The 11,352-nt window shown below is 64.1% G+C and carries 8 protein-coding genes and 1 pseudogene; 5 read left to right on the top strand and 4 right to left on the bottom strand.

The annotated features are described in order from the left end of the window. The first annotated feature begins 180 nt into the window (after positions 1–180). The 3 genes from AWB70_RS18180 (at position 181) to AWB70_RS18170 (ending at position 3,817) form a co-directional block, all read left to right on the top strand. Positions 181–1,671, top strand: coding sequence for an ISNCY family transposase (locus tag AWB70_RS18180; protein ID WP_053570378.1), 1,491 nt, complete (start codon positions 181–183; stop codon positions 1,669–1,671). A gap of 215 nt (positions 1,672–1,886) precedes the next feature. Next, positions 1,887–2,897 carry an IS110 family RNA-guided transposase gene (locus tag AWB70_RS18175; RefSeq protein WP_060854120.1) on the top strand — a complete coding sequence of 337 codons (1,011 nt, stop codon included), beginning with the start codon at positions 1,887–1,889 and terminating at the stop codon, positions 2,895–2,897. Between the two features lie 308 nt (positions 2,898–3,205). Next, complete coding sequence (locus AWB70_RS18170; protein WP_235024282.1) at positions 3,206–3,817, top strand: TetR-like C-terminal domain-containing protein; 612 nt, start codon at positions 3,206–3,208, stop codon at positions 3,815–3,817. Positions 3,818–3,912: 95 nt separating this feature from the next. Here AWB70_RS18170 and AWB70_RS18165 read toward each other — a convergent pair whose 3' ends face one another. Together AWB70_RS18165 and AWB70_RS18160 are read right to left on the bottom strand one after the other, a co-directional pair. Then, positions 3,913–5,223, bottom strand: coding sequence for a purine-cytosine permease family protein (locus tag AWB70_RS18165; RefSeq protein WP_053570380.1), 1,311 nt, complete (start codon positions 5,221–5,223; stop codon positions 3,913–3,915). A gap of 28 nt (positions 5,224–5,251) precedes the next feature. After that, positions 5,252–6,712 (bottom strand): amidase, encoded by a 1,461-nt coding sequence (locus AWB70_RS18160; protein ID WP_053570381.1) that lies wholly within the window; start codon positions 6,710–6,712, stop codon positions 5,252–5,254. A 162-nt stretch (positions 6,713–6,874) separates the two neighbouring features. On the opposite strand from AWB70_RS18160, the pseudogene AWB70_RS39720 reads away from it, so the two are divergent. After that, positions 6,875–7,168 (top strand): annotated as a pseudogene (locus AWB70_RS39720) (response regulator); the annotation flags it as partial. A 248-nt stretch (positions 7,169–7,416) separates the two neighbouring features. Beyond that, positions 7,417–7,638, top strand: coding sequence for a winged helix-turn-helix domain-containing protein (locus AWB70_RS39715; protein ID WP_235024281.1), 222 nt, complete (start codon positions 7,417–7,419; stop codon positions 7,636–7,638). Here AWB70_RS39715 and AWB70_RS18150 read toward each other — a convergent pair. Both AWB70_RS18150 and AWB70_RS18145 read right to left on the bottom strand, forming a co-directional pair. Continuing rightward, positions 7,554–9,995 (bottom strand): ATP-binding protein, encoded by a 2,442-nt coding sequence (locus tag AWB70_RS18150; protein ID WP_053570382.1) that lies wholly within the window; start codon positions 9,993–9,995, stop codon positions 7,554–7,556. The genes AWB70_RS39715 and AWB70_RS18150 overlap by 85 nt on opposite strands. Before the next feature lie 5 nt (positions 9,996–10,000). Next, positions 10,001–11,290 carry a purine-cytosine permease family protein gene (locus AWB70_RS18145; protein WP_053570383.1) on the bottom strand — a complete coding sequence of 430 codons (1,290 nt, stop codon included), beginning with the start codon at positions 11,288–11,290 and terminating at the stop codon, positions 10,001–10,003. Positions 11,291–11,352 lie beyond the last annotated feature (62 nt).

Below are 11,352 nucleotides of genomic sequence, written 5' to 3'. Positions count from 1 at the left end.
TGTGAGAACCAAACACAGAACAAGTACGACATCTGTATTTAGCTGCCGCTACGACATTTCAATCTGGCCGTGACATTACTTGTTGGAGCTTTATAGAAATGTCGCGTTCTAGCCAGATAGAAATGTCGTGTTTTGGGTTCGATATGCTTGTCGGTTCCTTGCGGGATCTCGGAGCTGGCGATGCAACGAGCGACACTGGTGACATTGAGCATGCGCGAACTCGACCGTCTGAAGGTGATCCAGGCCGTGGTAGACATGGGGCTGAAGCCCGGACGTGCGGCTGAACGCCTGGGCCTGACGGTACGGCAGATCGAGCGGCTGGTGATTCGATACCGGGAGTCGGGCGCGGCAGGCCTGATCTCGCGCAAACGGGGTGGCCCGGGCAACCGGCGGCTGGAGGTGGAATTGGCGCGGCGCGCGCTGACGATCATCCGCGAGCGCTATGCCGATTTTGGGCCGACCCTGGCCTGCGAGAAGCTATGGGAATGCCACGGCATCCGGTTGGCCAAGGAAACCGTCAGGAAGCTCATGACGGATGCGGGCCTGTGGGTACCGCGCCGGCAGCGCCCGCCCAAGGTGTATCAGCCGCGCGCCCGGCGTGCGTGTCTGGGTGAGCTGATTCAGATCGACGGCAGTGAGCATCGGTGGTTTGAAGACCGGGCGCCGCAATGCATGCTGCTGGTGTACGTGGACGACGCGACAAGCCGGCTGATGCAACTGCATTTCACCGCGACCGAATCGACCTTCAGCTATTTTGAGGCGACGCGTGCGTACATCGAGCGCCACGGCAAGCCCGTTGCGTTCTACAGTGACCGCGCCAGCGTGTTTCGCAATGTGAGCCCGGGTAAAACGGGAAGCCGAGTGACGCCGTTCGGCCGTGCGATGTACGAGCTGAACATCGACGTGTTCTGCGCCAATTCGAGCCCCGCCAAGGGCCGCGTGGAGCGTGCGCATCTGACCTTGCAGGACCGGTTGGTCAAGGAGTTGCGCCTGCGCGGCATCAACACGGTAGCAGACGCCAATGCGTATGCGCCCTGCTTCATGGCCGCCTACCACGCGCGCTTTGCCAAGCCACCGAGAAGCGCGTTCGATACTCACCGGCCGCTGCGGGCCGACGAGAGTCTTGATCTGGTTCTGACGTGGCGCGAGCCGCGCAAAGTGACGAAGTCGCTCACGGTGCAATACGATCGCGTGATGTATTTGCTGGAGGACACGCCCCAGAACCGCAAGCTGATCGACCGCTATATCGAGGTATGGGAGTACCCGGATGGGCGCATCGAAATCCGGGCCGACGGTCGTATGTTGCCCAGCAGGCAGTACGATCGGTTGGCAGAAATCGACCAAGGCGCCGTGGTCGAGCACAAGCGCCTGGGTCATGCGCTGCAAGTCGCGCAAGCCATTCAAGCGCAGCGCGACAACAGTCCGATCGGTAAAGCGCCCTCTCGAACCCATCGCGGCGATTCGACTCGAACCCGCCGAAACGCACTTCAGCCTGGCAAGAAGAAGCAGCGAGACTTCACGCAGGCCGATATCGAACAGGTGATTCTGGATCTTGCGCAAAGTAGGCCGCTCGCTCAGCAGTCCCGCAAACCTGGCCGTCGGTCTGCCAAGGACAGTGCAATAGCCGTAAGCGTCTTGCCGGTTCAGACTCAACGCTTCGACACGGCGTGAGCTGGAACCCACTGCAAACGAATCTCTTAACCCTCGAAACACGACATTTCTAAATGGCTGCCGCTACGACATCTTGATATGGCCGTGACATTTATGTTAGAGCTTTTTAGATGGAATGGTCGCCTCCCGCCTTAGCGGTCATCCGTCGCCGCAGTTCGGTTGACTGGAGCGTGCGACATTGCTGGTTCGGTGTGTTCGCCGTCAAGGAGAACCAGATGGAATCCACGACCATTGCCATCGATCTGACCAAGCGCGTTTTCCAGATTCACTACGTCGATCCTCAGACCGGCGCGATTTACAGCAAGGCGCTCAAACGTGCGCAGCTCGTGCCGTTCTTTGCGAACCGGCCGGCATGCCGCGTCGTCATGGAAGCTTGTGGCAGTGCTCATCATTGGGCCCGAACTCTGGCACGCCTCGGCCACGACGTGCGGCTCATAGCGGCCCAGTTCGTACGACCGTTTGTGAAGTCGAACAAGAACGACGCGGCTGATGCCGCCGCAATCTGGGAAGCCGCCCAGCGCCCTGGCATGCGGTTCGTCGCAGTCAAGACCGAAGATCAGCAGGCCATGCTGACGATGCACCGGATCCGTCAGCAACTGGTCCGGATTCGCGTCATGCACATCAATCAGCTTCGTGGATTGCTCTACGAGTTCGGCATCGTACTGCCGCAAGGCCGTCGCCCATCCATTGAGGCTGCGAAAGCGTCCCTGACGTCACTAGCTGACCAGTTTCCCGTCATGCTGACGGAAAGTCTGCAAGATCAACTCTCGCGACTTCGTACGCTCGACGAGCAGATCGAACTGCTCGAACGTCGCATTCAGGAATGGCGGCGCAACGGCGACGCATGTCGCCGGATCTCCGAAATTCCCGGCGTTGGTGTGCTTACCGCGACCGCTGCGGTATCGGTAATCGGACAAGCGAAGTCGTTCCGCTCCGGACGCGAGTTCGCTGCCTATCTTGGTCTGGTGCCGCGACAGAATAGCTCCGGAGGCAAAACGAAGCTTGGAGGCATCAGCAAACGCGGTGACGTCTATTTGCGAACGCTGCTGATTCACGGAGCTCGAGCGGTGATCTCAAGCTCAAGGCATTTGCCGGAGCGATTGCGCCTGATGTTGACCCGGCGTCCGACGAACGTCGTTGCTGTCGCTCTCGCCAACAAGATGGCACGAACGATTTGGGCGCTGCTTGCGTATGGACGAACGTATCAAGCCTCACCACAGCAGTAAGCAAGCTACGCAACTTAAAACTTATCCACCGTTGCACAGGTAGATTGAACGATGGCAAGACAGGTTGGACCGCGCAAAGGCAAGCCTGAGACATTTCTCGGACTTCGAGTCCGCCTTTTAGATTAGGACCCTTTGCGGCGAAATCCATCGGGGCCGGCGGGCATGCCCGCGATCGAGTCCGGATATAAGTCTGCAACCACCCTCCTCGCTACGAACAATTACCTTGCAAATGGGCGGCGACCATATAAGAAATGTCGCGTTTGGGCTCGTTAGAAATGTCCGGTTTCGCTCCGCGAAGCGCGCGCTGCGTGCAAGACCTGAGCCTTCGTTACCTCGCACGCATGGTGGGCGTATCGGAGGCCGCGCCCTCGCGGCATTTCGCGGGTATCGACGAGCTGCTGGCCACGATCGCGGCGAGTGGTTATCGTGATCTCGCTGCGCTGCGCGTTGCGATCCGCGACAGCGAGGATACGGCGCTTTCCAAAGCGTACCGGATGATGCGGGTGTACGTTGAGTTCGCGCAGCGCCACAATGGGCTGTTCGGTCTGATGATCGGGCCTCGCATCGCGGCGCATCAGGCGTATCCGGAACTCACTGACGAAAGTAACCGGTCTTTCGGGTTGTTCTCCGACACGATCGAGGCGCTAGCCATCGAGAGTGGCTGGTCGCAGGCCGACCTCAAACTCGTGACCCATGCCGCGTGGAGCATGGAACATGGTCTCGCCACGCTGATCCTGTCGAACCGCGCGCCGCGGGCGGACACCAAAGTCGCAATACCGAAGTTGATCGACTTCGTCCTGATGACGTTGCTTAGCGCGATTACGGCGGGTCCGGATCATCTTCAGCGCGTGATCCAGCAATGCGCGCGCGCTGAGGCGCCAGCGGTTACGCGCACAGCTCGCAAACGCGCCAAGGCGTAGTCACAGCCGCGTGCCTCGACTGGCGCATCCAAAATCGTTCGATGATCGCCGCGCGGACCGACTTCGTCCGGCGCGGCGACCGCTCTTCGGCGCACCTACGTGTTAGCAGTCCCATCCTCCCGGCGCACGACGCGTTTCGATTTCTGCGACAACGCGAAGTACGTGAGACCACCCGACAGCATGCCCGCAACAGCCTCGGGAAACCACGGCGCCATTTCGTGCACGCAGATCGCGACGACTGCTCCGCACGCCCATGCCAGGAACGCAGTGCCGCGGAAGTTCGGCACGTCCTCATCGACCGCGTAATGGCGAATCATCAACTGGTCGACGATGATCACCGCACCGATCGGCGGCACGAACACGCCGAGCAGGTTCAGCCAGTTCAGGAAAAGGCTCCACACGCCCGCTACCGCCACTACGCCGCCCAGCAGCCCGAGCGCGATCGTCATCGTGCGCATCCTGCGCTTCGCGATGCGTCCCCAGCCCACCGCGCCGTTGTACAGGCAATGCGTGCACACCGAGCCCAGATTCACGAACACGAACACGAGCGCGATGACCGACAGCGCGCCGCCATGACTCGTCAGCACCGGCATGAAGTCGCCGCCGCTCGTCGCGGGCGCGGCTGCGGCACCCGCGCAGACGATCACCATGCCGACCAGTTGCGCGATCATGTTCGCGAACGGGAACGCAGTCAGCGTCGCATAGACCGCGTTCCTGCCGTCGCGAGCCCAGCGCGTGAAATCGGCCGTCATCGTTCCGGAATCCGCGAAGGTCGCGACCACGAGCGTCACCGCGCCGCCGAACGACATCACGCTGGCAGCGCCCGCGCCGTCGTAAGTCAGCACGGACGAGAGCGGATGATCGGCGCCGATCATCACGAGCGCGACGACCGCGAGGATCACGTACATCGGCGCCGCGATCATGCCGACGATCGACAGCGCGCGGATGCCCATGTAGGTCACCGCCGTAAAGAGCAGCGTCGCGCCGACGATGGTCGCCGTTTCGTTCCAGCCGAACGACGCGTGCACCGTGGTGCCGGTGAGCCCGGTCTGGAACGCATACCAGCCGACAACGACAGTGGCCAGAAAGCCCGACGTGATCACATAGCCCTTTTTGCCGAACGTGCGCTCCGCCATAAGCGCGAAGTTGCGGCCCGTGTTCCCCGCGATAAAGCTGAGCGTGCCCACATAGGCGAGCAGGATCGCGTTGCCGATCGAAATGGCGATCAGCGCGCGCACGAACCCCAGGTTGTAGGCGATGACGCCGCCGAACACAGCGTTGGTGATGATCATCGGAAAGCCGAACCAGACCGCGGCCACCGATGACAGCGAATGACGATGCGAAAGCGGGACGGGTTGATGCTCGAACTCTTCGTCGACGCCGTGTTGCTCGGTCGAACTGCTCATGATGTTCCCCTTGTCAGCGTGACTGGTTTCAGTTGGCGAGCCCGAGTTCCTTCAGCAACGGCGGACATGCCTGACGCCACGGCCGCGCCTTCTCGAATGCCGCGGAAGCGCGCAGCACGAGCGGGTCATCCAGATGCCGGCCGACGATCTGCAGCCCGATCGGCAAGCCGTCGGTCGTGAATCCGGCGGGCACGGATGCGGCCGGTTGCCCGGTCAGATTGATCGGATAGGTGAACGAGAGCCACTGCGTCGGCGCGACCATTCGTCCATCGATGATTTCCGGGCCCTGCATGTGTACGGGAAACGGCGGCACCGACAGCGTCGGCGTAAGCAGCAGGTCGTAGTTCGCCATGAAGCGCCACATCCGGTTGACGAGCGCCTTGCGCGTGACGCTGGCGTTGGTGAAGTCTTCCGCGCTCCACGGATGATTCAGGAAGGCAACGAGATGCGGCGACATCTGTTCGCCGTATTGCTCGACCATCGCGCGCATGCCTTTGAGATCGGTGTCCATCGCGACGATGGCCCAGAACGCGTCGAACGGATCGCTCCAGCCCGGGTGAGCGACTTCGACCGTGCAGCCGAGGTCGCGCTCGAACACGCGCACGGCCTCATCCACCACTTTGCGCACTTGCGGATCGACTGCCGCGTAGCCCCAGTCCGGGCTATAGGCGACGCGCAAGCCCTTGAGATCGCCGTCGAGCGCCTTCATCCAGTCGAACCCGGCGTGCGGAAGCGAGTGGCGATCGCGCGGATCGGGACCGGCGATCACGGACAGCATCAGCGCGCTGTCGGCGACGGTGCGGCTCATCGGGCCGAGATGCTCCAGGCTCTCCCAGCTCGACACGCCCGGATAGCGCTCGTCGCGGCAGCCGGGATACAGCGGCACGCGGCCCATCGACGGCTTGATGCCGTAGATGCCCGAATGCGCCGACGGAATGCGGATCGAGCCGCCACCGTCGCTGCCGATCGCGAACGGCACCTCGCCGCTCGCCACGGCCGCGCCGGAGCCGGCGCTGGAACCGCCCGGCGTCATCGCCGTATTCCACGGATTGCGCGTGGTTTCGAAGACGGGGTTGTGACCAACGCCGCTATAGCCGAACTCCGGCACGTTGGTCTTCCCGACGATGATCGCGTCCGCTTTCTTCAGGCGTTCGACTACGACATCGTCTTCGTCGGGCACGAAGTCCTTGTAGGCCGGCGAGCCCGACGCGGTGCGGATGCCCGCCGTGCACACCAGATCCTTGATGCCGACCGGCACGCCCGCCAGTACGCCGACCTCGTCGCCGCGCGAGATGCGCGCGTCCACCTCGCGCGCCGCGTCCCGGGCGCATTGCGCCGTCACGGTGCAGAACGCATGAATCGACGGCTCGACCGCGTCCATCCGCGCGAGATGCGCATCGACGACTTCGACCGCCGATAGCTCCCTCGTTCTTACCGCCTTGGCAAGCGCGACCGCGTCCATGCCACAGATTTGCTTTTGCAGGTCCATCTCCGTCTCCTGTTGAAGTGTCGCTGGTGGCCTCACTATCCGGCGATGATGTGAACGCGTCTGCCATGTCAATTGAACAAGCTATGGCTGTTTGTTAAAATTTGTGAACAAACGACGGATCGCGACGCGGCGCCGCGCGAGCGGCACTCAGGGAGACACGGCATGCAGCGGACGAAAAGCGGCGAGCGCATCGCCGTGGTGGACGACGATCCGTCCATCCGCGAAACGCTGGAAGGCTTCCTGGAAAGCGAGGGGTATCAGATCGATTGCGCCGCCGACGCCGACGAGCTCGACCGCGTGATGCGCATGAAACCCGTGGACCTGGTTCTGCTCGATATCCGCCTGCCGGGACGCGACGGTCTCTCGCTCACGCGCGAGCTGCGCGCCCGATCCGAGATCGGCATTATTTTGATCACCGGCCGCAACGACAAGGTCGATCGCATACTCGGCCTCGAGTACGGCGCGGACGATTACATCGCGAAACCCGTCGACGAGCGCGAGCTGCTGCCGCGCGTGCGCAATCTGCTGCGCCGCGTGGGGCATAGCCGCAGCGCATCGCTCTCCGCGTCGTCGATGCTCGCGTTCGGTCAGTTCCTGCTCGATACGCGCTCGCGCATCCTGACCGACGCCGCCGGCCGGACCGTGCCGCTGACCACGCCGAATTCGATCTGCTTACCGTGCTCGTGCGTAACGCGGGCCAGGTCATGTCACGTGAGCGCCTCATTTCGGCGACGCGGCGCAAGCGTTTCGAATCGATGGACCGCACGATCGACACGCTCGTGCGGCGGTTGCGCCGCAAGATCGAAACGGACCCCGACAATCCGCATCTGATCAAGACGGTTCACGGCACCGGATATCTGTTCGCCGGACCGGCCGGCGACGACGACGACAAAGACACGCGCACATATCGCTCCGCGTCGCGGTAGAACGTCACGACCGTCGACGCGGCCTCCGCGACTTCCAGCGCGCCGCCCGCCTCCGCGATGCGTTCGAGCGCCGACGCAGCGTCCGCGAGCGCTTCGAAGCGCAGATTCGCGGCCGCGCCCGCGAGCTTGTGCGCGTGCTCGACGACATCCGCGAAGTTGCCGTGGGCGCAGCCCGTGGCGATGCCTTCGAGCGCATCGCGCGCCGTCTGCGCGAATGCACGCACGATACGCACGGTACGCTCGTCTCCGAGAGACTGACGCAACTCGCGGATGCGCGGGGCCTCGTTCACGTCCGCCGCTTGCGCCGGCTGCGAGAGTGCTCGCAGCGCGACGCGCAGCTTGTCCACGTCGACGGGTTTATCGATCACGCCGTCGAGGCCGCGCAACAGATACAGCGGACGCTCCGTCGGCAACGGATTCGCGGTCAGGCCGAGAATCGGGCCGAGAATCGGGCCGGCGTGCCTGTGCGCGCCCTCCTTCGCGCGAATGGCGGCGGTCGCGGCGAGGCCATCCATCACCGGCATGCGAATATCCATCAGGATGAGATCGAACTGCTTCGTCTCGAGAATCTCCAGCGCTTCCTGACCGGACGCCGCCGATGTGACGCTGCATCCCTCAGCGCTCAGCAACTCGGCCACGATGTCGCGATTGAGCGCGACGTCATCGACCACGAGCACGCGCGAGGCTAACGCGCCCTTGGGGCCGCTCTCTTCGCCCTGCGCCAGCGCGAACGGCAGCCGCACGATGAACGTCGAGCCGCGCCCCACTTCGCTGCGCACGGAGATCGTGCCGCCCATCGCTTCGGCGAGGCCCTTGCTGATCGCGAGTCCCAGTCCGGTGCCGCCGAAGCGCTTCTCGCGCCCGGTTTCCGCCTGCGAGAACGGCTGGAACAGACGCGGGATGATTTCCGGCGCGATGCCGATGCCCGTGTCGGCCACTTCGATGACGATGTCGATGGCATCGTCGCGGCGCCCTGCCACATCGATCTTCACTTCGATATGCCCCGCTTCCGTGAACTTGATGCCGTTGCTGACCAGATTGATGACGATTTGCTGCAGCCGCGCCGGATCGCCATACACGGCAGGCGGCAGCGGCGCGAGCGTGGTGACGCGGACAAGCAGCCCCTTCGCCGTCGCCGCGGCGCTCGCCAGCGTCGCCGCGCCCGTGAGCGTTTCGCGGATGTCGAAGCGGCGCGGCTCGAGACGGACCTGCCGCACCTCCAGCAACGCCAGATCGACGATATCGTTGATGATCGCCGCGAGCGTCCGGCCCGCCTGGATCATGCGGCGCACGATCTGCGCGGCGCCTTCGGGCAGGTCATGGCGCTCGAGCAATTGCGCGAGACCGAGCACGCCGTTCACGGGCGTTCTGAGCTCGTGGCTGATCATCGCGAGCGATTCGGACTTCATCCGCCCGAGCGCTTCGGCGGCGTTCTTCGCTTCCAGCAGGGCGGTCTGCGCCTGATGCCGCACGGTGATGTCGGCCACGCTCGCGATGATCACCCGCCTCGATCTCACCAGCAGCGATTGCCTCGACACCAGAAGGTGACGAACCGCGTCCGGGCGAGCAACGGTTTCGAACTCGGCGGTTTCGATCGTGCCGGCCGTGTCCTGCCCCGACGTAATCCAGGCGTACAGATGCGCCTCACGCCGCAATGCGCTTTCCAGTTCGGCCAGCGAGCCGGGCGCCTCGCCGACGAAGAGTTCGAGCGCCTGACGGTTCGCGAACTCGATGTGCCCGATTGCATCGCTCAACAGCAGCGGAACCGGCGAGGCATCCAGCAGCCGGTGCACGGAGTAGTCGCTGAGCCGGCTCTCGCGCACGAGGAGCAGCAGACACCCGAGAAAGAACACGCCCACGATGTCCATCGACAGGCGGCCCGGCAAGCCCGCCGCCAATGCGGTCAGCGGCGCGGTCGAGACGGCCGCGATCCCGTCGCCGTGAATGGACGCGAAAAGCATGCCGGCGCGGATCACGAAACGGCCCTTCGTGTCTTCCGGGCTCGACTCGCCGTTGATCAGATCGCGGCAAGGGGAATCCTGAGCGCAATCGAATGGCGCCCGGATGATGACCGTCGTCTGCCGCGGCCACGCCGCGATGCCCGCAACCGCATTCGCGGACAGTGGCTCGCCCCTGTCGAGCCACTGCACGGGGCGAGGCGCGAGGTCCGCGTGGTTCGCGGCAGTCGCGAACTGGATCGCGAGGCGCGCCTCGTGCCGCAGCAAGTTGTCGAGTGCGTCCTTGCGCGCCTGAAACAGCAGAAAGGCCAGCGACGATATCAGCACGATCACGACCATCGCCGTGCGCGCTTCGGCGGGCGGCCGTGGCGTGAGCGTTCGCGAGCGCAGGCCGAACATGCGCGTCAGTCCAGCGCTTCCGCGCCGGCGGTCACGCGGCCGAAGTCGGCGCCCAGCCGATGCGGAGCGACACGCGCGAGCAGCAGATAAAAGCAGCCGGCAGCCGGCGCACTGACCAGCGGCGTGACTGCGCCGGGCGCGAGGCGCTCGCATGCGAAAGAGATGGCGATGCCCGCCGCCGCGGCGAGCAGCGCGGCGGCGTTGACCGGCGCACCGCGTGTGCGTGAGAACCCGACGCGCACGCGCAGCACGTAGTAATCGGCGATGATCACCCCGCCGATGGGCGCGGCGAGCGCCGTCAGCAGCAGCGTCCAGCTCGACACGTCGCCGACAGTGTTCGTCACGGCCAGCACGATCCCGAGCAGCATCGCCGACACGGATACCGTGACCCAGCTCAAGCGCGGGAAAGCACTGTTGAACGTCACGCCGGCGTTGGTCAGGCAGGCATCGGAAGTGGTCCAGTTCGAAACGACCGCGAGCAGCAGCAATACCCGGCCGAGCGCGTTGCCCGGCGCGAAAAGATCGATGACGCGGATGCCGGCGGCCGCGATGAAGACGCCGAGAACGAGGAACGGCAGATTGGACAACAGAAATCCGTACGCGGTGGCCTGCACGGCTTCATTGCCGGTACGGCAATAACGCACGATATCGCCGGTCATGGTGCCGCTGACGACGAACGTGCCGAATGCGACGCACACGCCGGTGCCGAAAGGCAATGCGCCGCCGATGGGACCGTCGAGCAGCACGGTGAGTTTCGGCACGAGAAGGTGGCCGAAAACGAGGATGGCGAAGAGTGTCATGGCCGGTATGGCCATCGCCGTCATGTTGAAACCGTGGCTCACGCGCACGATCGCGGGAACCGCAAAGAGCACGCCGATGATGCAGATGGCGGACGTCGGGCTCATCGGCACATGCAACCCGGCGAAGAGAATCGCCGCCGTCAGCGCGACATGAAACGCGTACCAGCCGGTGACGAGCGTTCCCAGCAGCGCGCCCGGAACCACGGCGCCCCAGCGGCCGAACACGGCTTCGAGAACGAGCTGCGAGCTCAGGCCCCAACGCCCGGCGGCGAAACCGATCGCGGCCGAGTAGATGAAGAGAATCCAGTTGCCAAGGACGGCGGCGAAGAGCGCGTCGAGCGTGCCGAGCGAAGCTTGCAGATATCCGCCGACGACGATCGACGCCAACGCCGATGAAAATCCGGACCACGCGATGGCCGGGAAAATCAGGCCGCGACGGCGCGGCAGCGGAATGGGCCGGGCGCCGCCTTCGTTCGCTCCGTGCCGAGGCTTCATGTGCTTTTGGTCCTTCGTGGTGAACTCGCGCCGCGCGCTTCGTGGGCGCTTCGATCGATTCT

Origin of the sequence: Caballeronia cordobensis (genome assembly GCF_001544575.2) — a bacterium.
GTDB lineage: Bacteria > Pseudomonadota > Gammaproteobacteria > Burkholderiales > Burkholderiaceae > Caballeronia > Caballeronia cordobensis.
Note: the sequence above shows the minus strand (reverse complement) of the source record. Positions and strands in the feature narration are given on the sequence as shown.

Coding starts and splice junctions, on each gene's coding strand:
- AWB70_RS18145 (WP_053570383.1), bottom strand. CDS start 11,290: ATGAAGCCTCGGCACGGAGCGAACGAAGGCGGCGCCCGGCCCATTCCG.
- AWB70_RS18175 (WP_060854120.1), top strand. CDS start 1,887: ATGGAATCCACGACCATTGCCATCGATCTGACCAAGCGCGTTTTCCAG.
- AWB70_RS39715 (WP_235024281.1), top strand. CDS start 7,417: ATGTCACGTGAGCGCCTCATTTCGGCGACGCGGCGCAAGCGTTTCGAA.
- AWB70_RS18180 (WP_053570378.1), top strand. CDS start 181: ATGCAACGAGCGACACTGGTGACATTGAGCATGCGCGAACTCGACCGT.
- AWB70_RS18165 (WP_053570380.1), bottom strand. CDS start 5,223: ATGAGCAGTTCGACCGAGCAACACGGCGTCGACGAAGAGTTCGAGCAT.
- AWB70_RS18160 (WP_053570381.1), bottom strand. CDS start 6,712: ATGGACCTGCAAAAGCAAATCTGTGGCATGGACGCGGTCGCGCTTGCC.
- AWB70_RS18150 (WP_053570382.1), bottom strand. CDS start 9,995: ATGTTCGGCCTGCGCTCGCGAACGCTCACGCCACGGCCGCCCGCCGAA.